Below are 24,022 nucleotides of genomic sequence, written 5' to 3' on the forward strand. Positions count from 1 at the left end.
GGAACACCGATGTCCCACCCACTTCCCGCGCCCCTGCCTAAGGCGGTCAGCCTTGCGCAACAGCAGCATATTGTGAACCTGGTCCGCCGCGCCGCGCGGGCCGAGATACTGCCGCGTTTCCGCCATCTCGCTGCCGGTGACATCGACACCAAATCCAATGCCCACGATCTGGTCACCGCTGCGGATACCGCCACCGAACAGATGATCACGCGGGCCTTGCAAATCGCCTTCCCCGACGCGCTGGTCATCGGCGAGGAAGCCGTCGCCGCCGCACCTGATCTGTTGCAAAAGATCGCAAATGCACAACTGGCCTTTATCATCGATCCGATTGACGGCACGTGGAACTATGCCCACGGCATCGCGGTCTTTGGTGTGATCATTGCCGTGACACGCTTTGGCAGGCCGGCCTTTGGGCTGATCTATGATCCGGTTGCCGATGACTGGGTCATTGCCGATGAAGAAGGGCCGGCAAACATGGAAAGCGCGACCCACACCGCACGCCAGATCAAGGCCAGCATGGGCAAATCGCTGGATGCGCTGATCGGCTATGTCCCGCTGCATCTGTTCGCGCAAGATAAACAGGCGAAAATTGCCGCCGCCATGACCGGCTTTGCCCGGAGCCACTCACTGGGCAGTTCAGCCCAAGAGTACCGAATGATCGCACAGGGGCACGCCGATTTCCTGATAACCGAATCTCTGCATCCCTGGGACCATGCCGCAGGGGCGCTGATCTGTGAACGCGCAGGGGCACATGTCGAAATGCTGGATGGCGGTCCTTATTCGGCAGAGCGTCACAGCGGTCACCTGCTGGTCGCCCCGGATCGCACAACATGGAACCGTCTGAAAAAGGTTTTCGCCTTCCTGCTGGAGTAGCCGTAGGGCGGGGGTTCACCCCGCCACCACTGCCTTTTCTACTGGCGCAGGATTACTCTGCCGCCTCCGCATAATCGCTCAGCGGTGGGCAGGTGCAAATCAGGTTACGATCCCCATGCACATTGTCCACCCGGTTGACCGGCGGCCAGTACTTATCAACCCGGAACGCCCCCGGAGGGAAACAACCCTGCTCGCGCGAATAGGGCCGCTCGCCCCATTCCAGCACCAGATCCTCAACCGTATGCGGCGCGTTCTTCAGCGGGTTGTTCTGCGCATCCATCTCGCCCTTTTCGATCGCGTCAATCTCGGCGCGGATCGCCAGCATCGCGTCACAGAACCGATCCAGCTCGGCTTTGGTCTCGCTCTCTGTCGGCTCAACCATCAACGTGCCCGCCACCGGCCATGACATTGTCGGTGCGTGGAAACCGCAATCAATCAGACGTTTGGCGATATCATCCACCGTCACGCCTGCGCTTTCCTCAAAGGGACGCACATCCAGAATACACTCATGCGCAACCCGCCCCGTTGGCCCTTTGTAGAGAACATCAAACGCCCCCTCCAACCGCTTGGCGATGTAGTTTGCGTTCAAAATCGCCACCCGCGTCGCCTGGGTAAGTCCCTCACCGCCCATCATCAGGCAATAAGACCATGAAATCGGCAACAACGACGGTGATCCAAAGGGGGCCGCCGATACCGCATTGCCACCCGCATTCGGATCGCCGGGCAAATGCGGCACCAGATGCGCCTTGACGCCAATCGGCCCCATGCCGGGCCCACCGCCACCATGCGGAATGCAAAATGTCTTGTGCAGGTTCAGGTGGCTGACATCTCCGCCCAGATCACCGGGCCGCGACAACCCGACCATGGCGTTCATATTGGCCCCGTCGATATAAACCTGCCCTCCGTGGTCATGGGTGATCTTGGTCACCTCGGTCACGGTTTCCTCGAAAACCCCATGGGTCGACGGATAGGTGATCATACAAGCAGCAAGCTCGTCACCCGCCGCTTCAGCCTTGGCACGGAAATCATCCAGATCAATATCGCCGTTGGCAGCGGACTTAATCACCACCACCTTCCACCCCACCATCTGCGCACTTGCAGGGTTGGTGCCATGCGCCGACATTGGGATCAGACAAATGTTGCGCTGGTCATCGCCATTGGCACGGTGATATCCCGCAATCGACAACAGCCCGGCATATTCCCCCTGCGCACCCGAATTCGGCTGCATGGAAATCGCATCATAGCCGGTGATGTCGCACAGTTTTGATGACAGATCGTCAATCATTTCCTTATAACCAGCCGCCTGATCAACCGGCACAAACGGGTGCATCTGCGAAAACTCACGCCAGCTTACCGGCATCATCTCTGCCGCCGAATTCAGCTTCATCGTGCAAGAGCCCAGCGGGATCATCGCCCGGTCCAGCGCCAGATCACGATCCGCAAGGCGGCGCATATACCGCATCATCTCGGTCTCGGCGCGGTTCATGTGGAAAATCGGATGGGTCAGATAGGTTGTGGTACGCACCATCTTTTCCGGCATGTGATAATGCGGCGTATAATCCTTGTCTTCTTTGGTAATGCCAAAGGCCCGCCAAACCGCTTCGATTGTCGCGGGTTTGCTGCGCTCGTCCAGCGTGATCCCGACCTTTGTATCCCCCACAGCCCGCAGGTTGATGCCCTCGTCTACTGCGGATTTCATCACCGCCTGCTGCAACGGGCCAACTTCAACGGTAATCGTGTCAAAATAGGTTTTGGGACGGATTTCAAAACCCGCCATCTGCAATCCTTCGGCCAGACGCACGGTCTTGCGATGGATACGCTGGGCAATCGCCTTCAACCCCTCCGGCCCGTGGAATACCGCGTACATCGACGCCATCACCGCCAAGAGGGCCTGCGCGGTACAGACGTTCGATGTCGCCTTTTCACGCCGGATATGCTGTTCGCGGGTTTGCAGGGACAAACGGTAGGCCCGGTTGCCATGGGCATCAATTGACACACCGACAATCCGTCCCGGCATTGTCCGCTTATAGGCATCCTTACACGACATATAAGCAGCATGTGGCCCGCCATACCCCTCGGGAACGCCAAAGCGCTGGGTCGATCCGACAGCGATGTCTGCCCCCATCTCGCCGGGTTCCTTCAGCAGCGTCAGCGCCAGAGGATCCGCTGAAATAATGCCAATACCCTTATGTGCATGCAGCGCCGCAATCGGATCGGTAAAATCGCGCACATTGCCATAGGTCCCCGGATACTGGAAAATTGCGCCAAACACGGCTGCCGGATCCATATCCACCGGATCACCGACAATCACCTCAATACCCAAAGGTGCAGCACGGGTTTTCATCACTGCAATATTCTGCGGATGGCAATCCTGATCAACAAAAAACGCGGTCATCTTCGATTTCGACACGCGCTGCGCCATGGTCATCGCCTCGGCACAGGCAGTCGCCTCATCCAGCAAGGACGCATTGGCAACTTCCAATCCGGTCAAATCCGAAATCATTGTCTGAAAGTTCAACAAGGCTTCCAACCGGCCCTGTGCAATCTCGGGCTGATACGGCGTATAGGCCGTATACCACGCCGGGTTCTCAAGAATATTGCGCTGGATTGCCGGCGGTGTGACCGTCCCGTGATAGCCCTGCCCGATCAAGGACGTCAGCACCTTGTTCTTGGATGCCGTGACCCGCATATGCTCCAGCACCTCGCGCTCCGACATCGCCTTGCCAAAATCCAGCTGCCCCTCCATGCGAATGGCCTCGGGCACGGTATCGTCGATCAGCGCGGCAAGCGATCCCGCCCCCACGACGTCCAACATATCCGACATTTCTGCGGGTGAGGGGCCAATATGACGCCGGTTGGCAAAATCATATGGCAAATATTCTGTCGGCTTGAAAGTCATCGTGTCATCCTCATTTAAGCAAGCCGGCACCGCGCCCTAAACGCGCAGCCCCCGCTTTCATCTTGCCTTTAAACTCAATCCCGCAGGCCCCTCAGGCCCTAGCCGATGAATTTCTGATAGGCCGCTTCATCCATGAAATCGTCCATCTGCGACGCATCGCTGATCTTCATCTTGAACATCCACGCCTCGCCCTGCGGATCATCATTCACCATGCCGGGATTGTCGGTCAGCGTGCTGTTCACCTCGGTGATTTCACCATCGACAGGTGCCAGAATGTCAGATGCGGCCTTCACACTCTCGATCACCACAACCTCGTCATCCTTGCTGACTGTGGTGCCCTCGTCAGGCAGCTCCACAAACACCACATCGCCCAGTTGCTCGGCGGCATGGATCGTGATCCCCACAACCATCTCGCCATCTTCCTCGCGCAGCCATTCATGCTCTTCTGTAAACTTCATCTGTGGTTTTCCTGTTCTGGTTATCTCTTAAAATTTGCCGCAACAAAGGGCAGCTTGGCAACGGTCAACGGCAATCTCTTACCCCGTACCTCTCCCCAAAGCGATGTACCGACACTGCTTGCGTCTTTGGAAACATAGCCCATCGCAACCGGCCCTGCGACTGTTGGCCCGAAACTTCCTGAGGTCACAACACCAACCTCCCGACCGGCTTCGGCGGCGTCAAACAACACCACACCTTCGCGCATTGGCGCACGCCCTTGGGGCAACAAGCCAACACGTTTACGTCCAACACCGCTGGCCAGCTGGTCCAGAATGATCGACGCCCCCGGGAAACCGCCAGCACGGGCCCCGCCTGACCGGCGCACCTTCTGGATGGCCCAGTTCAACGCCCCTTCTACCGGAGTGGTGCCGGCATCAATATCGTTTCCATAAAGACACAGCCCCGCCTCAAGGCGCAGGGAATCACGTGCGCCCAAACCAATGGGTGCGACCTCGTCCTTTGCCAGCAAAGCCTGCGCCAGTGCCTCGGCCTGTGACGCGGGCACCGAAATCTCGAACCCGTCTTCGCCAGTGTACCCCGAACGCGATGCCCAGACGGCGATGCCCCCCAAATCCAGATCGGCAATATCCATAAATGCCATCTCTGCCGCGCGCGGGTCCATTTCGGCCACAACATCAGCCGCCTTCGGGCCCTGCAAGGCGATCAAGGCGCGGTCTGCCAACTCTGTCACCGTCACATCCGGCGCCAGCCCCGCGCGCATCCGCGCGATATCGGCCTCTTTACAGGCGGCATTCACCACGACAAAAAGATCATCCCCCCGGCGCGCAAACATCAGATCGTCCTCGATCCCGCCAGCGTCATTTGTGAAAAACCCGTACCGCTGGCGGCCATCCTCCAGCCCCAGCACATCCATCGGCACCAGCGTTTCAAACGCCAGCGCCACCGCCTCCCACGAGGCCCCCGACAGAATCACCTGCCCCATGTGGCTGACGTCAAACAAACCCGCGGCGGCACGGCAATGCAGATGCTCTTTCATCACACCAAGCGGATATTGCACCGGCATGGAATAGCCTGCAAAGGGCACCATCTTGGCCCCAAGGCTAACGTGCAAATCATAAAGCGCTGTTGCGTGTAAATCGTCCATCCGTTGCTCCCCTGACCGGATGTTCTGGCAACACCGGCATCACAACGCCACACCATGTGACGTCCGATGCCCCCTCTGTCCTTTCGCCTGAGATCGTTATCCCTTCGGCGGGTGCCTCCTGCACCACTCTCCAGAGTGTCGTCGCAAGATCACGGTCCGTGGGCCTGAGAGTTTCCGGGGCGGTTGCTCCTTCGGCATCAGCGTGGCTGATTCTCCCATGATCTGGCCCTGATGTACGCCGGTCAAACCCGATGCGTCAAGCGCTTGTCGCCGCCGCCGCCCCGTGCTTTTGTGGCACAAATCAACGCGAGTATCCTGATGACACCCTATTTCTTCGGCTATGGCAGCCTTGTGAACCGTGACACCCACAGCTATCCCGATGCCCATCCCGCCGAATTGGTCGGCTGGCGGCGCGCCTGGGTTCGCTCTGCCGCCTTCGATCGGGTATTCCTCAGCGTAACCCCAGACACTGAAACAACAATTTCCGGCCTCATCGCCGCTGTGCCGGGTGCCGATTGGGCCGCGTTGGATTCCCGTGAAACAGGGTATGCACGGCTGTCGTCGGGCGATGCAGTCAACCATCCGCTGACACCGGTACCCGATATCGCGCATTACGCTGTGCCCGCTTCACAGCAGGGGCACACCACCCGCGATACCATCATCCTCAGCTATCTCGACGTGGTGGTACAAGGCTTCCTGCGCGAGTTTGGCGAAGCTGGCGTACAGGCATTTTTCGACACCACCGACGGCTGGGACACCCCCATCCTGAACGACCGTACCGCGCCGCAATACCCGCGCCACAAGGTCCTGAGCGCCACGGAAACCGCGCTGGTCGATCACCATCTTGCACGGCTATCTGCGCGCGTGGAATAGGGTCATCAAACGTCCCTCGCGGCCAAACAACTCCTGTTTGTCCCGCACCGGTGCCCCACCGCGATCAATCACCCGCAACGCCAGCACCCATGCCACAGCGCCAAAAATCACCCCGGCAAGGGCCTGTCCGATCAACACCCCCTGCGCGCCAAAAGCCCAGGACCCGATGAACACCAAGGGGATCAACGCAACCGCATTGCGCCCCCAGTTGGTGAAGGTCGACAGAAACGGCTGACCCAGATTGTTATAGGCTGCATTAGACACGAACAAAACGCCGGGGAAAAAGAACGCCAGCGACAGCGGGCCACAGAACAAATAGATCAAATCACGCGTCAGCCCGGTTGCGCCAAACAGGTCAGCGATGGCACCACGCGCGAGAAAAAGTATCGCCGAGACCAGCAAAATCACCACCGCCACAAAGATCACCGCCGCGTTGAACCCGGCCCGTACCCGCGCCATGTTTCCCGCGCCATAGTTTTGTCCGATGATCGGGCCAACAGCCCCCGAAAGCGCAAAAACCACTCCAAACGCCACCGGCGTCAGACGCCCCACAATTGCCATGCCGGCAATTGCTTCCTCGCCGTAGCTCGCCATGGATCGGGTCACAAACGCCTGCCCCACAGGTGTCGCGATCTGCGCCAGAATGGTGGGAAACGCGATGGCCAAAATAGGGCCAAGGTCACGCAACATGCCTTTCGGCTTGGGCCAAGTGATGCCACCATAAATCTTGACCAAAGGCCAAAGCGCCGTTGCGCAAATGGTCAAACGTGCCGCCACCGATGCAATCGCGGCCCCGGTAAGTTCAAGGTTCAGACCAAAGATCAAAACCGGGTCCAGCGCAGCATTCACAACACCCCCGGCAATTGTCGCCATCATCGCACGGCGGGCATCTCCATGGGCGCGTAAAACCGCACTGCCCATCATGCCAAGGATCAGGAAAGGCATCGACGGCACAATGATCTGAAGGAAATGCACGGCCAGTGTGGCGGTTTCACCGCTGGCCCCCAGCAGCGCGACCAGACCGCCCAGCGACAACCAAACCACAATCGAAAATATAGATGCAAAAACAAATCCATAGCTTAGCGCATGGGTGGTGCGTTCTCGGGCCAGCACTGCATCACCCGCGCCCAATGCCCGCGCCACCAAAGCCCCCGCCGCAATGCCAAGGCCGATGCCAAAGGAGGTGGTGAAAAACAGAATCGCACCGGCATACCCGATAGCCGCCGCCAGTTCGGTTTTACCCAACATCGAGATAAAGATCATGTCGACAAAATCGACGATGAAAACGGCCATCAATCCCAAAGACGCCGTCAGCGACATCACCGTCACATGACCAAAAAGGTTGCCTTTCAGAAACTTTGCCTCAGCCATTTTTCCGTTCCTCCCCAAACGCAAAAGGGCGACGCAAATGCGCCGCCCCTTTCTTCATGTTATGGTCAAATAGGACGCGCCGGTCTCATCCGCGCGCCTTGATCACCTGTAGCAACGGCATCACCGCCGCCATTTCAGGCCCGTGTTCCTGCCCCGTCAGCGCCAGGCGCAGCGGGCGGAACAATCCACGCCCCTTGCGCCCCGTCTGTTCCTTGACCGCGGCTGTCCATGTGCCCCATGTGCTGGCGTCAAACGGCATCTCGGGCAGCATCGCCATAGCCTCGGCGATAAACGCCTTGTCATCCTCTTCGATCACCGGCTCAGCGCCATCGCGGAACATCGCCCACCATGCATCCAGCTCGCCCAATGTTTCAATATTCTCGCGGGTCACCGCCCAGAACGGCTCTGCCAGCGCCGCTGGCACCCCCAGCTTGTCCAGTGTCTCGGCCACATCAGCCACATCCAGCGTCTGCAAATACCGCCCGGTCAGCGGGAACAGATCCCGTTCATCAAATTTCGTTGGTGCCGCACCAAAGTGGTTGATGTCAAACCCGTCGATCAGCTCGGCCATATCGGTGCGCAGCTCGACAGGATCGGACGATCCCAAACGCGCCATCAGCGACAGCAAGGCAAAGGGCTGCACACCCTGTTCACGCAGATCACGCAAGGCCAGAACACCCAGACGTTTCGACAGGGCTTCGCCCTGCGGGCCGGTCAACAGCGAGTGGTGTGCAAAGGCCGGATGATCATGGCCCAGCGCCTTCATGATCTGGATTTGCGTCGCGGTGTTGGTCACATGGTCCGATCCGCGCACAACATGGGTCACGCCCATCTCGGTGTCATCCACAACACTGGCCAGCGTATACAGGATCTGGCCATCACCACGGATCAACACCGGATCGGAGACCGACGCCGCATCAATAGAGATATCGCCCAGAATGCCGTCTTTCCATTCGATCCGCTCACGGTCCAGCTTGAACCGCCAAACCCCGTCGCCACGCTCGGCCCGCAACGCCTCTTTCTCGGCATCCGACAGGTTCAGCGCAGACCGGTCATAGACCGGCGGCTGGCTCATGTTCAGCTGCTTTTTACGCTTGAGGTCCAACTCGGTCGGGGTCTCGAATGCCTCATAAAACCGGCCTTTGGCGCGCAGATCATCCGCCGCTGCGTGATACTGGTCCAACCGCTCGGACTGACGTTCAACCCGGTCCCAATGCAGGCCCAACCAGTCAAGGTCTCGCTTGATCCCGTCAACATATTCTTCCTTCGAACGCTCCGGGTCCGTGTCATCAATCCGCAGGATAAACGTGCCGCCTGCCTTGCGGGCAATCAGATAATTCATCAGCGCCGTGCGCAAGTTGCCCACGTGGATGTAACCGGTGGGGGACGGGGCGAAACGGGTGGTTGTCGGGCTGGCCATGCATGATCTCCTTGCGAGCCGCAGGCTTCTCACAACAGCTTGATATTGTCCAGTTCGCTTGCCAGTCAGCTTGGATTTACGGGCCAGATGCCAGTCAGATTTCTCAACCCCGCCCGCACCAGCTCGGCCAAAACCTCCATGTCCGCATCTTCCAACTTGTTGAGGTACAGGCAGGATTTGCCAATACTGTGTTTACCCAACCGACCAAGGATCTCCGAAAAATCCGTATACCCCGGCATGATGTATATACTCAGCTTGGCCTTGCGCGGCGCAAATCCGGTGGCGAAATAACGGCCCCTGCGCCCCGAAGCATAGGTATAGTCATAGCTGCCATAGCCCAGCATCGTTCCCGACCACAAAACCGGCTGCCACCCTGTCACTGTGCGGAAAAACGCATCTAGGCGCGCGGCCTCCATATGCCGGCGTGCCGGTGCCACATCGCTCAGAAAACGCTCTACCTGCGGCATCTCCCCCTCCAAACGCCCCCTGCGCCGGCAAAAAAACGCTCAGGTCAACCACCTTCCTTAAGCGCTCCGGCCACCCAGTCGCCGCTGGTTTCCTCCCCCGTGGCATAGCGCATGGTGCCCGCCCCCTGACGTTTGCCCGCCTTGAACATGCCTTCATAGACATCGCCATTGGCATAGGTCGCCGTGCCCATGCCCTCGATCTCGCCATTGGCCCAGGCCCCTGCGTATTTAAACCCCGTCGCCATGGTGATCGTGCCCTCGCCATGGCGCTGGCCCTCGACGAATGATCCCGCATAGGTGGTCCCGTCAGGGTAGGTCGTCGTGCCCATGCCGTGGCGCTGCCCGTCTTTCCAGCCCCCCTCATAGCGATAGCCATCCGCATAGGTCATCACCCCCTCGCCATCTATGCGGGCGTTCTTGAACGCCCCCTCATAAACCACGCCATTGGGATAGGTCGCGCGCCCCTTGCCCTCGATCACCCCGGCCCGCCACTCCCCTTCATAGGTTGACCCATCCGGATAGGTAATCTTGCCCGTGCCATCGACCAGATCATTGCGGAACTGCCCCTCGTAAACCGATCCGTCAGGATAGGTCACGCGGCCCACGCCTTCGATCTGTCCCCCAGCCCACGATCCGGCATAAACATATCCGTCGGTTCCGGTGAACGTGCCCTGCCCGTCGCGCCGGTCATCGCTGAAATCACCCTCATATACATCACCGTTTGCATAGGTGACCTTGCCCTTGCCATGTCGCTTACCCGCCACCAGCTGGCCTTCGTATACGTCGCCATTGGGCTGGGTCAGGGTGCCCGAGCCGTTGATCTGACCGTCCTGCCACGTGCCGACATAGATCAACCCGTCCGGCATTTTCAGCGTGCCCGTGCCGCTGCGCTTGCCCGCAACAATATCACCTTCATAAACCGCACCATCAGGATAGGTGATCGTGCCAACCCCCTGTTTGACTCCGTCCAGCCAATCGCCCTTATATTCATACCCCCCGACGCTTTGCATCACCCCTTTGCCGTGGTGTTTGGCATTGCGCATCCCGCCTTCATACCGCACCCCGTTGGCATAGATCGCAATGCCCTGCCCCATGATCGCACCGGCCTGCCACTCGCCCTCATAGGTACCACCATCAGCAAAGGTGATCTTGCCAAAACCATCCGGCTTGCCGCGCTCAAAATTGCCCTCATACACCGATCCGTTGGGAAAACGTGCAACCCCCTCGCCCTTGATCTCGCCCGCGACCCATGTTCCGGAATACTCATAGCCGTTGGGCAACTTATACGTGCCCTGACCATCCTGAAGCCCGTCCTTGAAACTGCCTTCATAAAGGCCGCCGTCATCATACTGTTTGGTCTGCACCGATACGTCCTGCGCCAAAGCGGGCAAGGGCAACAGGATCATACACAGGGCAAAAGCGCGAAGGGACATGGCAAACCTATTCACAGACGTTAAGGAGCAATTAACCATCAGCCTAAAGTCTGGCCGCCAACGGGGCAATGTCTTTTCAAAACCGCGCGCCCCGCACAGCGCGCCCTCGCCTGCCGCCAATACCCGGCCAAGGCCAAATCCCCTTTCCCCCTGCCCCTGATCTGCTACATCACATGCAGACACACAAACAAAGGGCGCTCTTATGGCAGACCGTTTCCGCATCACACTGGGCCAGTTAAACCCGACCGTCGGCGATCTTGCCGGCAATGCCGCACTGGCACTTGACGCATGGCAGGCGGGCAAGGATGCAGGTGCCAATCTTGTCGCCCTGCCGGAAATGTTCATCACCGGCTACAACGCCCAAGACCTCGTGATGAAACGCGCTTTCCAGCTGGATGTGATGGCCCATATTGAAAAACTGGCTGCGGATTGCGCCGACGGTCCGCCCCTCGCCATCGGTGCCCCATGGGCCGAAGGAACGGAACTGTTCAACGCCTATCTGATCCTCAAGAATGGCAAAATCGCCTCACGCATGTTGAAACATAACCTGCCCAATGAAACCGTCTTTGACGAGGTGCGCATCTTTGATTCCGGCCCTCTTGGCGGTCCTTACGCCGTCGGCAATACCCGCATTGGCTCTCCGATTTGTGAAGACGCATGGCATCCAGATGTTTCCGAAACGCTGGCTGAAACCGGTGCAGAATTCCTGTTGGTGCCCAATGGTTCGCCCTACTATCGGGACAAGATGGACACCCGGATGAACGTCATGGTCGCCCGTGTCGTGGAAACCGGCCTGCCGCTGATTTACCTCAATATGGTGGGCGGTCAGGATGATCAGATTTTCGACGGTGCCTCTTTCGCCCTGAACCCAGGCGGCAAGCTGGCCATGCAACTGCCCGCCTTTGATGCAATCACCACAAATGTCGATCTGGAACGCACCCCCGACGGATGGCGTGTCGTAGAACAGGCTTTCGCCAAATACCCGGACAGCTATGAGGCCGATTACCGCGTCTGCATGCTGGGCCTGCGCGACTACATGCGCAAAACCGGCTTTAAGAAAGTACTGCTCGGCCTGTCGGGGGGCATCGATTCTGCCATCGTCGCCACCATCGCCGCCGATGCCATCGGCCCTGAAAATGTGCGCTGTGTGATGCTGCCCTCCGAATATACCTCTCAGGCCTCGCTGGATGACGCCGAAGCGGTCGCAAATGCGCTTGGCTGCCGTTATGATTACGTGCCGATCTCCGAGGGCCGCGCGGCCATCACCAACACACTCACCCCGCTATTCGCCGGCACCGACGAAGGGCTGACCGAGGAAAACATCCAATCCCGCCTGCGCGGCCTATTGCTGATGGCCCTGTCGAATAAATTCGGTGAAATGCTGCTGACCACCGGCAATAAATCCGAAGTCGCCGTCGGCTATGCCACCATCTACGGCGATATGTCAGGCGGCTATAACCCGATCAAAGATATGTATAAAACGCGGGTGTTTGAAACCTGCCGCTGGCGTAATGAAAACCACCGCGACTGGATGATGGGGCCTGCCGGCACCATGATCCCCGAAACCATCATCACCAAACCGCCCACAGCCGAGTTGCGCGATGATCAAAAAGACAGCGACAGCCTGCCGGATTACCCCGATCTTGATGCGATGCTGGATATCCTCGTCGATCAGGACGGCTCGATCGAGGATTGCGTCGCCGCCGGCTTTGACCGCGCCACCGCCAAAAAGGTCGAACACCTGATCTATATTTCAGAATACAAACGCTTCCAATCCGCCCCTGGCCCGCGCCTGACCAAAGGCGCCTTCTGGCTCGACCGGCGCTATCCCATCGTCAACCGCTGGCGCGATCCCAGCTGATTGCCCCGCCCCGCCCTCGTCAACCAACCCCGGCCCGCTGTTCCGGACACAGCGCCCGGGCTTCATCTTGCCCCTAAACTCAATCCTACCCGGGCACCGCGCACGCGCCATCCGCAACGCCACGGACCGCACAATCATGTGACTTGAGCCTCTCCGCCCACCGCGCCATCATCACCCCATGCGCATTCTCCTGACCTGCCTCCTGCTGCTCACCAGCCCCGCCCTTGCCTGTGGTCCCGACACCGACTGCCCCGTCGGTGACCGCCATTACCGTATCACGATGCCCGCAAACCACGACGGCACCACCCATGTGCCCGCCCTGATCTGGGCACATGGGTATCGCGGCTCGGCGGCGGGGGTCATGCGCAACGGCTCTCTGCGCCGGATGTTGTCGGATGCCGGCTTTGCCCTGATCGCCGCACAGGGCATCAATGGCACATGGGATCTGCCGAATGGGCCCGGCACCATGGACAGCGACGGATCATCCGAATTCGCCTATTTTGACGCCATCATCGCGGATGCCACCGCCCGCCATCCCATCGCTCCCAACCGTATTATCGCTGCCGGATTTTCCGCTGGTGCCATGATGGTCTGGAACCTCGCCTGTTCGCACCCCGAAAAATTCGCGGGTTTCATTCCCGTCTCCGGCACCTATTGGCTGCAGCCCCCCGAAACCTGCAAAACGCCGGTGTCCAGCATCGTCCATATCCACGGCACCCGGGACAAAACCGTGCCACTCAAGGGCCGCCCCATCGGCGAAACCAAACAGGGCGAGATCGAAGAAGCCCTTACAATGTATGAAAAATTCGGAGATTTTGGCCCGGCAAGCCAAATCGAAACCGGCCCGCTGACCTGCCGCAACCGCAGCAATCCCACCGGCGAGGTTCTCGAATATTGCCTGTTCGAGGGCGGCCATTCCTTCCGCACCGAATACCTTGGCCACGGCATTGCCGCCCTGATGGAGGCAGGCCAGCTCTAGCCGCCAAACATCTCGGCAAATCCCTTTTCCCCCGCGCGCGAAAACCGCACCACCCGCGTGCCTTCCACCCGCTCGGCCCAGCCGATTTCCTGCATCCTTGCCAGCAAGGCCCGCCCGACACTGCCCGCCAGATGGGTCTGGCGCGCCGACCAATCCAGACAGGACCGGCACAGCGGCGCCTTGGACTTGCGCAAATCCGCCACATCCACACCAAACGCCGTCAGAAACGAGGCACCCTCTGCCGTCAGAACCACATCCGTACCCCGTTCCTCGACCAAACCTTTACCCAGCAAACCCTGATAAAGGGCAATGCCCTTGGCCCCTGCCAGATGGTTGTAACAGACCCGCGCCTCGCGCAACGCCTCGTCCTTGGGGCCGGTGCGTGTGCGCAGATGCCCCGCACCCGCCGCCAACCCCATCAGCGCCTCAAGCGCATGGCCCACGTCATCCCCACCCAGCGTGAAATACTTGTGCCGCCCGGATTTGCGACAGGCAATCATCTCTGCCGCTTCCAGCTTGGCCAGATGGGCGCTGGTGGTCTGCACGGTCACCCCCGCCTCAGACGCCAGTTCCGTCGCCGTCAGCGCCTTGCCCGACATCAGCGCCGTCAGGATATTGGCACGCGCCGGATCGCCGATCAGCGCTGCAATGCGGGATATATCCGGACCTTCTTTCATACTTCGACCGTAGCCGAAGCATCTGCGCCGATCAACCCGTTATGAACAGGCATCAACAGCAAAGGACACCCCATGCTCACCTGCATCATACGCTATCACATCAACCCGACCAAAAAGGCACAATTCAACCAATACGCCCGCAATTGGGGCACCGCCATTCCGCGCTGCGGAGCTGACCTCATCGGTTACTACGCCCCGCACGAAGGCTCCTCCACCCTCGCCTATGGTATTTACAATATCCCCTCCCTTGCGGCTTACGAACAGTATCGCGAACGCCTCGCCGCCGATCCCTTGGGCCGTGAAAACTACGCATTCGCCCAATCGGAGAAATTCCTGTTGCGCGAGGATCGCACCTTCCTGACACTGGCCTCCACCCCCCATGGAGACAGCACATGATCGCCGTAATTTTCGAAGTCATGCCCGACCCTGACCACAAAACCGACTATCTCGACATCGCCGCCGAAATGCGGCCCTTGGTGGATGAGGTCGAGGGGTTCATTTCCGTCGAACGCTTCCAAAGCCTGACCAACCCCGACAAACTCCTGTCCCTGTCGTTTTTCGAGGACGAAGCCGCCGTCGCCCGCTGGCGCAGCCTCACCGCCCACCGCAAGGCACAGGCCAAGGGGCGCAAGGGCATCTTTACCGACTACCATCTGCGCATCGCCCATGTGATCCGCGACTACGGTATGTTTGACCGGGACGAGGCCCCGAAGGACAGCCGCGCATCCCATGGTTAACACGGAGGCGGGTCACCCGCCCCCGTAACGCCGCTATCTGATGGCTTTTGTTCATCCTTCATATCCCGTAAACAGACGGCCACACCCCTGAACAAAAGACGGCCCCATGACCAAAACATTCACCACCACCCGCGAATTGCGCTTTGGCGATTGCGACATCTCGGGCACCGCCTACTTCCCGTCCTATCTGGACCTGCTGAATGGCGTGAACGAGGAATTCTGGACCCATATCGGCTATCCTTGGCACGAAATGATCTGGAAAGAACGCTGGGGCACGCCCACCGTGCATCTGACCTGCGATTTTTCTGTGCCCTCGCTGTTCGGCCAGACCCTCACCTTCAAGCTACAGGTGATCAAGGTTGGACGCTCGTCGCTGACACTGCGCCACGAAATCAGCTGCGAAGGGGAAAAACGCTGGACCAGCACACAGGTGCTTGCCGCCTCCGATCTGGACAAGCACAGCTCAATGCCATGGCCCGACAAGGTGCGCGAAACTCTGGACAGCTGGCTGGTCACAGAGTGAGCCGGGGCGGGCATCACGCCCCTGCGCCCCTGCCTTGATGCCCCCAGGTGTGAAACGCCAGATGACTTTGACCTTTCCGTCATGACATTGACCGAAGTTGCCTGTCAGACGGAAAACGAACCTTCGTGCATTATGCGGCGATCGAGAAAATAGAGCCCAGAGGAGAAGTGTCCAATTTTCGCTGCGCGCGCTCGCAGCGTGGATATTGCTGCATGGGCGAAAATATGGTTGCAGCCACCTGACAAAAAAGTGGTCATTCCAACAAACCACAGTAAAGGCGTCGTATGCGGGAAAGTGCGAAATCCTACGTTAGCTGAACATCAGCGATTTGAGAGCAGCTTGTTTAAGGATTAAAAGTGATCGGTAGCGAAAACCGATGCACTCCAGAAGGCAGCCCATGAGGTGCGGCTGTGAAGCGGGCGCGCGTCACGGCGGAAAGAGCCGCTTGATCCAGCAGCGCGTCCCCCGAAGATCCCTGCACGGCGACAGATGACAATGCGCCAGTAGAGGAAACTGCAATCGACAATATCACGGTCCCACGGTTGCGTGTGCCCGCGGGATACCTTTTGCGGCGCTCCACAGCGGAACGGATGCTGTTTCCCCATTGTGCCATGAGGGCGGGGTTCGGTGACGTCTGTTAGGTTGGCACCGCAGCGGCACCTTCATTGCCGGATGTTTGATTCTGACCTGATCCGGCTGCGGTCTGTCGAGGCGCAGTTTGAGCTGGGGCGGAAGGTGTAGAACGCGGTTTTGTAGGCCGAGAAGGTCGCTCTTCTGGGCGCAACGATGCCACAACAGCCGACGTGGACGGGGGTGGCACAGTCGTATCGACGACCGGAAGGCTGTCCGTGCTGAAGGTCGGGGCCGCGCCATTTGGTGCATGCTGAAACACCACCAAATGCGCCGCTGCCGCGACAGCCGTAAAGAGGATAAATTCGACGCCTTGCCTCATGGTTTCCCCACGGCGAGGTCAACAGATTGAATGCCGATTTCTGCAAGCCCAGCCAACACGTTTGCGAGTTTCGGTGTGGGCAAATCAGCGTCAGCGTGAATACTCAGACGCTGGTCTGTATCGACGCGTTGCAGGGTGGCCCAGGCGTTTGCTCCCACTGCTCCTTGAAAGCCCACTGTGCCTTGGGGGGAAATGTAGAGCGTCATATCCTCCTCCAATGTCGCGGCACTTTCCGAAAGCGGTAGTGTCACGTCTAAAGAGGGCGCGTGAACCGCATCGCTATTCGACCACCGACAGATGCGTGAAACCCGCAGTCTTCAAGGATTGCGCGACATCTATAAGGCGTTGCAGCGTTGCGTCGGCATCGCCACGCAGGATGATGATGTCGTCAGGGCTCTGCATCAGGGGGCCAAGGCGCGTGGCCAGGTCCTCCAGCGACACGGCAACGCCGTTCAGGCGCAAGGTGTCCGGCCCGATGCCGATCAGCCTCGGGGGGCCGGTATAGGCCGTGCCGCCACTCCCTGCCGACAGGGTCAAAGCCTTGTCGTGCCCGAACTGCGACGCCAACATGAAAAACACCAGCAAAAGGAACACAACCTCGATCATCGGGTGAGGCTTGGCCTGCGTCGGGGCCGGGTGCTGGCGAAACTGAACATCAGGCCAACTGCCTTTGTTGCTCCGGCGCGTGTGTGAAAAGCCGTGTTGCGAGATCTTCCATGTCCATCTGTACACGCTCGGCGCCCCCCCTCGAACCAACTGAGCGCGACAGCGGCGGGGATGGCCATGCCTGCGGCGGTGGTCAAAAGCGCCTCCCAGATGCCGCCGGCAAGCGCGGAAGGATCGGCCTGCCCCCCACTTGTTTCCAGCGCCTGAAAGGCCTCGATCATGCCAAGAACCGTGCCAAGCAATCCAATCAGTGGTGCGATAGTTGCGATCAGTTCAAGCGGGCGCAATCCACCACGCAGAACCGCAAGCTCATGTGCCGCAAGGCGCGTCACCTCTTCGCGGGCCAGCTGGTCGGGGAGTTCGCGCGCATTGAGCGCGCCCGCGATGAACAGGCGTTTCGACGTTCCCGGTTGCCATGATCCGCTGCGATTTGCGCGACGACCATGCCCCGGACAAGGCAAGCGGCCAGAGCTTCCACAGGATGATCGCCAGCGTCAGAACGGACAGAACCGCAATCGCGGCAAGGGCCGGACCACCGGTTTCAAGAAATTGTCGTGCCCCAGAGATATCGAACCCCACGATCAATGCCCCGGATTTTCGTCGTCAGCCTCTTCCGGCATCGTGCTGGCATCGAAGGCGGCGCTCCACCGATCCAGCAGGGCGCTGTCCCCATACAACCGTCGCCATTGCCGCAATCCGTTGCGCAGTCCGGCGCGGCCTGTGCGGGTGTCAGGTTCGGATATACTTTCCGGCTCCTGACCCTGCTCCAGCGCCGCCCAACAGGTTGCTTTTGCTGTCAGATATTCCTGCGGGCCCCATGCTTGCAGCAAGGTTTGAAACGCATCGAAGGCAGCACGGTTGAAATCCTTGTCCTGTCCCATCCGCCCGAACACCGGGTTTTCGGGGTTAAACCCGGCACAGGGCACCCAGCCTTCGGGAATTGGCGTATTCGCAGAATGGGTTCGGCCCGCACGCAGCAACTTTGGCAGGACGTGCGTGTGCGGTCCTTCTGGCGATGTGCCGCCCGTATCCGGCCCGCCGATCATCTGATAGACCTCGACACGGCCCACTTTGGTCAAGGCAACACGATGCGGATGCGCCTTGAGGATCACGGGCATCGCGGGGTTGCCGTGATCCATCAAAGAGCGGCCTGCGTTTTCGCGCAGGACCGCCAACAAGTCCTCGTCAGCGGTGCGGATGCAAAAGTCGACCTGTGGCTGCGCCAACCCCATGTCAAACAGGACCGCGCCATGATCTTCATCCCGCAAGGCTGCATCGTCGAGGCCAATTTCGGTCAGGACATCGCGTTGGTGCATCATCGCCTCTGCCTCAGGCAAACACAGCGACACTGCCTGCGACCAGCGATGCGCGCGGGGGCTGAGTGTTTCGTAGGCTACGGGGCGCACACCCTCCAGCCGTTCGATGCGCACACCGCCGCGTTTTGTCACCTGCATCAGCGGCGCGGTGCGCGCTGGTGGGGTTTCATCCCCAACATGGTGAAATTCCGCAATCGCACCGAATGATCCCATGTTCCATCCGGCCTCAGCCTGTTGCAGACCGCCTTCCAATACGTTCTCAAGATCAAGCATGTCCCGTCTCTCTTTTCTGAATTGATCCAACATCCGATTTCCATTGCCGAGCACCAAGCGTCGTTGCGCGGTAGACGGCCAAGCCCACGGCCTCGCCGATATCCGTATGGAGCCCTGCGTAGTCTTGCGGCCCTTTCGGTGCCGCCACCGCGATGCAATCCGTGCCAGTGCCAGTCGCCAACCCTCTGGCGAAGGGCACACCTGCGTCGATGATTGCCGCCGTGCGCGCCTGCGTGGCGATGCTGAGGGTTTCGATCAGACCGGTCTGCGACAGCCCGCGGTTCAAGCGCACCGCCACATTGATCGTGCCCCAGTCCTGCGCCTGTCGGTCCACCCGTGATCCGACACGTTCGGCGTTTGACAATCCGACGGTCGCCACACAATGCGCCGCCGTGCACCCGACCTTTGCGGAGTTTTGGGTAAAGAACGAGACATCACGCGATGTCAGAAAGGCCACAGCATCCTCATATCCCTGCAACTGCAACGCCCCATCGAACCATTCCCGCACATCCATGTCCTTCGGCAGGTCGGCATTGCGGACCTCGCGCCAGACAATACGCCGGGAGATAACAAAACCGGGGCGGTTGATGGCCCAGCTGAGGATGCGCATGTCGCGGCCCAGATCAAACGTCAGCCACGGACGCTCAAGGGTGACATCGCTCATGCCACCACCTTCAGCGGTTGAAACACGAGGCCATCCGGCGTGATTTCAAGATAGGCGCTGATGCCGAAGGTGTCGCGCACAAGGGCGGGGGTCAGCACATCACGGGGCGGGCCATCGGCGGCAATGCCACCGTTGTCGATGACGATCAGGCGGGTGCAATGGCGGGCGGCAAGGCCCAGATCATGCAGGGACACGATCACAGAGTGGCCTTCCCCTGCGAGATTGGCGAAGGACTGCATGGTTGCAATCTGGTGCGCGGGATCGAGGCCCGCAATGGGTTCATCTGCCATCAGAAGGGGCGTTTCCTGCGCCAAGGCCCGTGCGATCAGAACACGCGCCTGTTCCCCGCCGGACAATCGCGTTGCCGTCCGGCCTTTGAACTCGGTCAGGTCCATGCGTTGCATCGCACGCGCCACGGCGGCTAGATCTTGATCATTGGGCCGTTGCCTCGCACCCAGATGCGGCGTCCGGCCCAGCATCACCAGCGTTTCCACATCCACAGGCCAGGCAATTTCGCGCGATTGCGGCATCCAAGCAACGGCACGGCCCCGCGCACGCGGGGGCAAAGCCCCCAAAGAACTATGGCCCGTGCTGTCAACCAGACCCAACGCGGCCCGCATAAGGGTCGTTTTTCCGGCACCGTTTGGGCCGATAATGCCGACCAGCTCTCCGGTTCCGACGCTCAGGCTCACCCTGCTCAGAATGTCCCGTTTACGGCGGGTAACTCCGAAATCGGTCAGGGTCAGCAGGCTCATAGACCTACCCTCCGCGTGCGGTAGATCAGGTGCAAGAACAAGGGCGCACCGACCAAGGCGGTCACGACACCCAGTTTCAGGTCGCGTGCGGGTAGGATCACCCGAACAGCGATGTCCGCCGCCAGCAGCATCGCGGCCCCTCCGAAGGCGGAGGCCCACAACAGCCTGCCCGGTTGCGCGCCCACCAAGGGGCGCAACAGGTGCGGCACGACCAGCCCGACAAACCCGATAGCCCCGGCCACCGCGGTCGAGGCCCCAACTACGGCGGCCGTGCCAAAGATCAGCGTTAGGCGCATCCGGCGCAGACCGATCCCCATCGCCTCTGCCGCATCCTCGCCAAGCGTCAAAGCGTCCAGCCCGCGCGCGAGTGTCGCCAGCAACAGCGCCCCGAGCACGATCAGCGGCAAAGCGATCCAGACATGCGTCATGGAGCGGTCGGCCAGTGATCCCATCATCCAGAATACTATTTCGTTTGCGGCAAAGGGGTTGGGCGACAGGTTGAGCACCAGCGATGTAAACGCACCCGCCAGCGCGGATATCGCGATACCCGCAAGGATCAGCGTCAGAGATGAGCCGCGCGGCCCAGCCAATATCAGCACCAGAAATACACCGATCAATGCGCCGGCAAGTGCGGCCAATGGGAGACCAAAGGTAAAGCTTGCGGCCATCCCTGTCTGGATCGCCAGCACCGCCCCCAAGGCGGCAGACCCCGACACGCCGATCAGGCCGGGATCAGCCAGCGGGTTGCGCAGGTAGCCTTGCATCGCGGCCCCCGCCAGGCCAAGCGAGCCCCCGATCACCACCGCAAGCAGGGCGCGCGGCAGGCGGATTTCACGCATAACCAGCGTCATCGGGCCTTCATCACCTGTAAACAGCGCTTTCAGACTTTGGAAAACTTCGATATCGGCCGGACCAACCACCAGTGCGGCCACGAAAAGCACCACAACCAAAGCGGTCAAGCTCAGCGCAAGTCGCGTCATTGCTGCACATCCTGCATCTCTCGACGCAGCGCCACCATGTCGTCGATGGCCCGCAAGACGAACGGTGTGCCACAGACCCAATCACCGTCGGTCATGGATGCCTCCGGACGCGAGCGCCGCAGCGCCTCTATCACCGGATGCCCCTTGACCTCTTCGGACCGCGAGGCACCCCGATACGGACGGCTGGTAATCACGGTATCGGGTTGCGCCATCGCCAGAACCTCCAACGGGATGATCCCGCCCGCGCTGAACCCTTGCTCTGCCGCAATGTTGTCCAAACCGGCAATGTTCAGGATTTGGCCTGCCAGCGTCTTGTCGCCAGACGTGTAGCCATTGGCATAATAGAGCGCTGCGCGGGGGCGGGATGTGACTTCGGCCCTGTAGGCCGTCAATGACGCATCATAATCTTTAATCAGCCGCGCTGCGCGGTCTTGCTGGTCCAGAACCACCCCCATCTGTGTCAGCCTAGCCCGTACATCCTCCAGCGAATAGGCCGGGTCGAACACAACCACCGGAATGCCCAGCCGTTTGAGCATATCAACCGTCGCCCGCGTGCTGAAACTACCCGCGATGACCAGATCAGGTTGCAGCAAATATATTTCTTCGGCCAAGCCCCGATTGCTGTGAAAATGCGCGGCCTGTTCAACCATCGCCGAGCTGCGGGGATCGGAGGCAAGATGGGACACAGAAAGCAGCTGCCCTTCACCTGCCACCAACATGGCCAGTTGATCGGTGCAAAGGTTCATCGACACGGCTCTGATCGGTGTGTCAGACATTGAGACCACGGGCGTGCCGATCAGCGCGCCCGCAAGGCAAACCGACCGGATCGCTTCAGAAACGCGCACTGATGCCAACATAAGCTGACCGGCCCCGTGATGCGAACCCCCAGACGTCGACAGCATCATCATCAAACAGGTTTGTAACGCGCCCGTTCAGCGTCAGCGTGTCTGTCAGCTCATACCGTGCAGCAATATCGACGGTCGTGTATGCAGGCAATTCAGCCGTGCCGAAGGATCCGAAGAACTGTGTATCAAAGTTGCCCGACACATGCCGCAAGTCCGCAGAGACCGTGCCGCGTCCGCCAAAGGTATCGAACGTTGCCCCAAGAGTAAACTCGTGATGGGGGCGGCGCACTTCCACGCTGCCGTCAGGGTTCTTCGCGTCGATATAGGTGTAGGCCATCCGCAGGGCCAAAGTGTCTGTCGCCTGCATGGTTCCCGACACTTCAAGACCCTGACGGTCGCTGTCGCCAGCTTGGTTTTCATAGGTGAAAGTCCCCGGCCCGGTGCTGACCGACGTAATCTCATTCGTCAGCGTCTCGTTGAAATAGGTGACGTCAATGAGGCCGCGTCCGTCAAACACAGCGAACTCTGTCCCGATGTCAAAGCTCTTGTTACGCTCGGGGTTCAGGTTCGGATTACCGGTATAACCCCAAGCGTCGGCGTAAAGCTCAAAATAGGACGGGTTCACCACGCCTGTGCCCGCTGACGCGTGCAACCGCACTCCGGTTTCCGGTACTTGATAGGAAAACCCAACGTTCCAGGTCGTTGCATCCTCGAACACATCATTGTCGTCGAAGCGCGCGCCAGCCTGCACGTCAAGGCCATTCGAAAAGCTGCCCCGGTACTCCAAGGCGATGGACGTCGATTCCCGGCCATAAAGCGGGTTGGAACTGCTGCTATCCTTCTCGTTTTCCACGAGAACATTCAGTAGGTGATCGGCATCGGACACTGCGCGCCCGTCGAGACCGAAACTCAACCGATACTTAAGCGCCTCGCTGTCTGTCGTGATTGGTGCACCACCGTTATATGTGGATTCGTATTCTGTTTTTTCGAACGATAACCGATGCGTCAGCTGCCCGTCCATCATCGCGTATTCAGCATAGACACCTGCGGTCCATTCATCGCGGGTGGCACCGGAGGTCGGGTCGTCAACGACGTAGCTGGCAGCATCTACCGCACCGAACGGGGATGGGTCGGTATCGTATTCCTCATCAGCGCGGCGAATGGTGAACCCGAGTTTCAGATCATCCGTCACCAGATAGTCGCCCGACAGAACCGCTGTGGTGCGTTCCAGCCCATCCTTTTCGCCACCATCGCCCGACTGGTCATAGCCGCGATCGTCCGTGTGCGAGAGCGAGAAGGACAGCCCGCCGCGTTCATTGCGGCGAGAGATAAAAGCGGTCGCTGTCGTCGCGGCACCAACTTCCAAGGAGGCCGAATAGGTCTCACCGATCCCGCCCTTGCGGGTGATGATGTTGACAACCCCCGCCGATGCGTTCGATCCATAGTAAACCGACTGCGGACCGCGCAGCACTTCAATGCGCTCGATGTTCGCTGTTTCCAGCCCGCTTAGAATATACTCGCCGTCGCCCCCCGCTGCCTCGATCCCGTCAATTAGGATCAGCGTGTGGTTAGCCTCACCGCCCCGGACGCGAACTTGGGTAAACGTATTGCTGGACCCGTTGACCGACACACCCGGCAGAGCGCGCAAAGCATCCTGCACCGTCGCGATGCCACCTTCCTCGATCTGCTGTGCGGTGACCACACTGGCCGCACGGCCCAGGGCATCAGCCTCAATCGGGGATAGCCCCCCGCTGACGATAATTTCGCCCAAGTCGAATACTTCTTGGGCTGACGCGGGTGAAAAAAAGAATGGAGAGATGGCCACAGAAGCCAGAAGATATGAACGGAGCATAGA

At 59.8% G+C, this 24,022-nt stretch carries 24 protein-coding genes and 1 riboswitch; of the genes, 7 read left to right on the forward strand and 17 right to left on the reverse strand.

What is annotated here, in order from left to right; all coding sequences use genetic code 11:
- Positions 1-9 precede the first annotated feature (9 nt).
- Complete coding sequence (locus tag HKX44_RS08685; protein ID WP_276150940.1) at positions 10-873, forward strand: inositol monophosphatase; 864 nt, start codon at positions 10-12, stop codon at positions 871-873.
- A gap of 52 nt (positions 874-925) precedes the next feature.
- Here the strand turns inward: HKX44_RS08685 and gcvP are convergent, their stop codons facing one another.
- The 3 genes from gcvP to gcvT all read right to left on the reverse strand — a co-directional run bounded on the left by gcvP (position 926) and on the right by gcvT (position 5,375).
- Positions 926-3,772 carry an aminomethyl-transferring glycine dehydrogenase gene (gene gcvP, locus HKX44_RS08690; protein ID WP_276150941.1) on the reverse strand — a complete coding sequence of 949 codons (2,847 nt, stop codon included), beginning with the start codon at positions 3,770-3,772 and terminating at the stop codon, positions 926-928.
- A gap of 98 nt (positions 3,773-3,870) precedes the next feature.
- The gene (gcvH, locus tag HKX44_RS08695) at positions 3,871-4,230 is read right to left on the reverse strand and encodes a glycine cleavage system protein GcvH (RefSeq protein ID WP_276150942.1); all 360 of its coding nucleotides are present in this window, start codon (positions 4,228-4,230) and stop codon (positions 3,871-3,873) included.
- A gap of 20 nt (positions 4,231-4,250) precedes the next feature.
- Positions 4,251-5,375 (reverse strand): glycine cleavage system aminomethyltransferase GcvT, encoded by a 1,125-nt coding sequence (gcvT, locus tag HKX44_RS08700; protein WP_276150943.1) that lies wholly within the window; start codon positions 5,373-5,375, stop codon positions 4,251-4,253.
- Positions 5,376-5,517: 142 nt separating this feature from the next.
- Positions 5,518-5,603, reverse strand: a riboswitch (glycine riboswitch).
- A 90-nt stretch (positions 5,604-5,693) separates the two neighbouring features.
- Here gcvT and HKX44_RS08705 point away from each other — a divergent pair.
- On the forward strand, positions 5,694-6,248 hold the full coding sequence (locus HKX44_RS08705; RefSeq protein ID WP_276150944.1) for a gamma-glutamylcyclotransferase family protein: 555 nt from the start codon (positions 5,694-5,696) through the stop codon (positions 6,246-6,248).
- Here the strand turns inward: HKX44_RS08705 and HKX44_RS08710 are convergent.
- The 4 genes from HKX44_RS08710 to HKX44_RS08725 all read right to left on the reverse strand — a co-directional run bounded on the left by HKX44_RS08710 (position 6,228) and on the right by HKX44_RS08725 (position 10,939).
- A complete protein-coding gene (locus HKX44_RS08710; RefSeq protein ID WP_276150945.1) occupies positions 6,228-7,619 on the reverse strand; it encodes an MATE family efflux transporter in 1,392 nt (463 codons plus the stop codon). The genes HKX44_RS08705 and HKX44_RS08710 overlap by 21 nt on opposite strands.
- 85 nt (positions 7,620-7,704) lie before the next feature.
- The gene (gene gltX / locus HKX44_RS08715; protein ID WP_276150946.1) at positions 7,705-9,039 is read right to left on the reverse strand and encodes a glutamate--tRNA ligase; all 1,335 of its coding nucleotides are present in this window, start codon (positions 9,037-9,039) and stop codon (positions 7,705-7,707) included.
- 65 nt (positions 9,040-9,104) lie between these two features.
- Positions 9,105-9,506 (reverse strand): DUF1801 domain-containing protein, encoded by a 402-nt coding sequence (locus HKX44_RS08720; RefSeq protein WP_276150947.1) that lies wholly within the window; start codon positions 9,504-9,506, stop codon positions 9,105-9,107.
- Between the two features lie 44 nt (positions 9,507-9,550).
- Positions 9,551-10,939, reverse strand: a complete 1,389-nt coding sequence (locus HKX44_RS08725; protein WP_276150948.1) for a 2-isopropylmalate synthase — start codon at positions 10,937-10,939, stop codon at positions 9,551-9,553.
- Between the two features lie 202 nt (positions 10,940-11,141).
- Here HKX44_RS08725 and HKX44_RS08730 point away from each other — a divergent pair, with 202 nt between their 5' ends.
- Positions 11,142-12,800 (forward strand): NAD+ synthase, encoded by a 1,659-nt coding sequence (locus HKX44_RS08730; RefSeq protein WP_276150949.1) that lies wholly within the window; start codon positions 11,142-11,144, stop codon positions 12,798-12,800.
- Positions 12,801-12,978: 178 nt separating this feature from the next.
- The gene (locus HKX44_RS08735; RefSeq protein ID WP_276150950.1) at positions 12,979-13,779 is read left to right on the forward strand and encodes a polyhydroxybutyrate depolymerase; all 801 of its coding nucleotides are present in this window, start codon (positions 12,979-12,981) and stop codon (positions 13,777-13,779) included.
- On the opposite strand, the gene HKX44_RS08740 is transcribed toward HKX44_RS08735, so the two are convergent.
- On the reverse strand, positions 13,776-14,456 hold the full coding sequence (locus HKX44_RS08740) for a winged helix-turn-helix domain-containing protein (protein WP_276150951.1): 681 nt from the start codon (positions 14,454-14,456) through the stop codon (positions 13,776-13,778). The two genes, HKX44_RS08735 and HKX44_RS08740, sit on opposite strands and share 4 nt — an antisense overlap.
- 72 nt (positions 14,457-14,528) lie before the next feature.
- Here HKX44_RS08740 and HKX44_RS08745 point away from each other — a divergent pair, with 72 nt between their 5' ends.
- The 3 genes from HKX44_RS08745 to HKX44_RS08755 all read left to right on the forward strand — a co-directional run bounded on the left by HKX44_RS08745 (position 14,529) and on the right by HKX44_RS08755 (position 15,716).
- Complete coding sequence (locus HKX44_RS08745) at positions 14,529-14,852, forward strand: NIPSNAP family protein (RefSeq protein ID WP_276150952.1); 324 nt, start codon at positions 14,529-14,531, stop codon at positions 14,850-14,852.
- Positions 14,849-15,193 (forward strand): antibiotic biosynthesis monooxygenase, encoded by a 345-nt coding sequence (locus HKX44_RS08750; RefSeq protein WP_276150953.1) that lies wholly within the window; start codon positions 14,849-14,851, stop codon positions 15,191-15,193. The genes HKX44_RS08745 and HKX44_RS08750 overlap by 4 nt, the downstream gene beginning before the upstream one ends.
- A 106-nt stretch (positions 15,194-15,299) precedes the next feature.
- Complete coding sequence (locus tag HKX44_RS08755; protein WP_276150954.1) at positions 15,300-15,716, forward strand: thioesterase family protein; 417 nt, start codon at positions 15,300-15,302, stop codon at positions 15,714-15,716.
- Between the two features lie 948 nt (positions 15,717-16,664).
- On the opposite strand, the gene HKX44_RS08760 is transcribed toward HKX44_RS08755, so the two are convergent.
- From HKX44_RS08760 to HKX44_RS08800, 9 genes are all read right to left on the reverse strand, one after another.
- Entirely contained in the window at positions 16,665-16,874 is a 210-nt protein-coding gene (locus HKX44_RS08760) for a hypothetical protein (RefSeq protein ID WP_276153709.1), read from the reverse strand.
- A gap of 73 nt (positions 16,875-16,947) precedes the next feature.
- Positions 16,948-17,274, reverse strand: a complete 327-nt coding sequence (locus HKX44_RS08765) for a biopolymer transporter ExbD (RefSeq protein WP_346348175.1) — start codon at positions 17,272-17,274, stop codon at positions 16,948-16,950.
- Positions 17,271-17,795: a MotA/TolQ/ExbB proton channel family protein gene (locus HKX44_RS19995; RefSeq protein ID WP_346348176.1), complete on the reverse strand. Its 525-nt coding sequence runs from the start codon at positions 17,793-17,795 to the stop codon at positions 17,271-17,273. The genes HKX44_RS08765 and HKX44_RS19995 overlap by 4 nt, the downstream gene beginning before the upstream one ends.
- A gap of 120 nt (positions 17,796-17,915) precedes the next feature.
- The gene (locus HKX44_RS08775) at positions 17,916-18,923 is read right to left on the reverse strand and encodes a hypothetical protein (RefSeq protein WP_276150956.1); all 1,008 of its coding nucleotides are present in this window, start codon (positions 18,921-18,923) and stop codon (positions 17,916-17,918) included.
- Complete coding sequence (locus HKX44_RS08780) at positions 18,916-19,587, reverse strand: adenosylcobinamide amidohydrolase (RefSeq protein ID WP_276150957.1); 672 nt, start codon at positions 19,585-19,587, stop codon at positions 18,916-18,918. The genes HKX44_RS08775 and HKX44_RS08780 overlap by 8 nt, the downstream gene beginning before the upstream one ends.
- A complete protein-coding gene (locus tag HKX44_RS08785) occupies positions 19,584-20,342 on the reverse strand; it encodes an ABC transporter ATP-binding protein (RefSeq protein WP_276150958.1) in 759 nt (252 codons plus the stop codon). Before HKX44_RS08785 ends, HKX44_RS08780 begins: the two co-directional genes overlap by 4 nt.
- Positions 20,339-21,322 (reverse strand): iron ABC transporter permease, encoded by a 984-nt coding sequence (locus tag HKX44_RS08790; RefSeq protein ID WP_276150959.1) that lies wholly within the window; start codon positions 21,320-21,322, stop codon positions 20,339-20,341. Before HKX44_RS08790 ends, HKX44_RS08785 begins: the two co-directional genes overlap by 4 nt.
- On the reverse strand, positions 21,319-22,179 hold the full coding sequence (locus HKX44_RS08795) for an ABC transporter substrate-binding protein (RefSeq protein WP_276153710.1): 861 nt from the start codon (positions 22,177-22,179) through the stop codon (positions 21,319-21,321). The genes HKX44_RS08790 and HKX44_RS08795 overlap by 4 nt, the downstream gene beginning before the upstream one ends.
- On the reverse strand, positions 22,154-24,019 hold the full coding sequence (locus HKX44_RS08800) for a TonB-dependent receptor (RefSeq protein WP_276150961.1): 1,866 nt from the start codon (positions 24,017-24,019) through the stop codon (positions 22,154-22,156). Before HKX44_RS08800 ends, HKX44_RS08795 begins: the two co-directional genes overlap by 26 nt.
- Positions 24,020-24,022 lie beyond the last annotated feature (3 nt).

Origin of the sequence: Sulfitobacter sp. M05, assembly GCF_029285175.1 — a bacterium.
Classification (GTDB): Bacteria; Pseudomonadota; Alphaproteobacteria; order Rhodobacterales; family Rhodobacteraceae; genus Sulfitobacter.

Coding starts and splice junctions, on each gene's coding strand:
- gltX (WP_276150946.1), bottom strand. CDS start 9,039: ATGGCCAGCCCGACAACCACCCGTTTCGCCCCGTCCCCCACCGGTTAC.
- HKX44_RS08760 (WP_276153709.1), bottom strand. CDS start 16,874: ATGACGCTCTACATTTCCCCCCAAGGCACAGTGGGCTTTCAAGGAGCA.
- HKX44_RS08780 (WP_276150957.1), bottom strand. CDS start 19,587: ATGAGCGATGTCACCCTTGAGCGTCCGTGGCTGACGTTTGATCTGGGC.
- HKX44_RS08705 (WP_276150944.1), top strand. CDS start 5,694: ATGACACCCTATTTCTTCGGCTATGGCAGCCTTGTGAACCGTGACACC.
- HKX44_RS08710 (WP_276150945.1), bottom strand. CDS start 7,619: ATGGCTGAGGCAAAGTTTCTGAAAGGCAACCTTTTTGGTCATGTGACG.
- HKX44_RS08725 (WP_276150948.1), bottom strand. CDS start 10,939: ATGTCCCTTCGCGCTTTTGCCCTGTGTATGATCCTGTTGCCCTTGCCC.
- HKX44_RS08800 (WP_276150961.1), bottom strand. CDS start 24,019: ATGCTCCGTTCATATCTTCTGGCTTCTGTGGCCATCTCTCCATTCTTT.
- HKX44_RS08775 (WP_276150956.1), bottom strand. CDS start 18,923: ATGCTTGATCTTGAGAACGTATTGGAAGGCGGTCTGCAACAGGCTGAG.
- HKX44_RS08765 (WP_346348175.1), bottom strand. CDS start 17,274: ATGATCGAGGTTGTGTTCCTTTTGCTGGTGTTTTTCATGTTGGCGTCG.
- HKX44_RS08750 (WP_276150953.1), top strand. CDS start 14,849: ATGATCGCCGTAATTTTCGAAGTCATGCCCGACCCTGACCACAAAACC.
- HKX44_RS08755 (WP_276150954.1), top strand. CDS start 15,300: ATGACCAAAACATTCACCACCACCCGCGAATTGCGCTTTGGCGATTGC.
- HKX44_RS08735 (WP_276150950.1), top strand. CDS start 12,979: ATGCGCATTCTCCTGACCTGCCTCCTGCTGCTCACCAGCCCCGCCCTT.
- HKX44_RS08685 (WP_276150940.1), top strand. CDS start 10: ATGTCCCACCCACTTCCCGCGCCCCTGCCTAAGGCGGTCAGCCTTGCG.
- HKX44_RS08740 (WP_276150951.1), bottom strand. CDS start 14,456: ATGAAAGAAGGTCCGGATATATCCCGCATTGCAGCGCTGATCGGCGAT.
- gcvT (WP_276150943.1), bottom strand. CDS start 5,375: ATGGACGATTTACACGCAACAGCGCTTTATGATTTGCACGTTAGCCTT.
- HKX44_RS08745 (WP_276150952.1), top strand. CDS start 14,529: ATGCTCACCTGCATCATACGCTATCACATCAACCCGACCAAAAAGGCA.
- HKX44_RS08720 (WP_276150947.1), bottom strand. CDS start 9,506: ATGCCGCAGGTAGAGCGTTTTCTGAGCGATGTGGCACCGGCACGCCGG.
- HKX44_RS08785 (WP_276150958.1), bottom strand. CDS start 20,342: ATGAGCCTGCTGACCCTGACCGATTTCGGAGTTACCCGCCGTAAACGG.
- gcvH (WP_276150942.1), bottom strand. CDS start 4,230: ATGAAGTTTACAGAAGAGCATGAATGGCTGCGCGAGGAAGATGGCGAG.
- gcvP (WP_276150941.1), bottom strand. CDS start 3,772: ATGACTTTCAAGCCGACAGAATATTTGCCATATGATTTTGCCAACCGG.
- HKX44_RS08795 (WP_276153710.1), bottom strand. CDS start 22,179: ATGTTGGCATCAGTGCGCGTTTCTGAAGCGATCCGGTCGGTTTGCCTT.
- HKX44_RS08730 (WP_276150949.1), top strand. CDS start 11,142: ATGGCAGACCGTTTCCGCATCACACTGGGCCAGTTAAACCCGACCGTC.
- HKX44_RS08790 (WP_276150959.1), bottom strand. CDS start 21,322: ATGACGCGACTTGCGCTGAGCTTGACCGCTTTGGTTGTGGTGCTTTTC.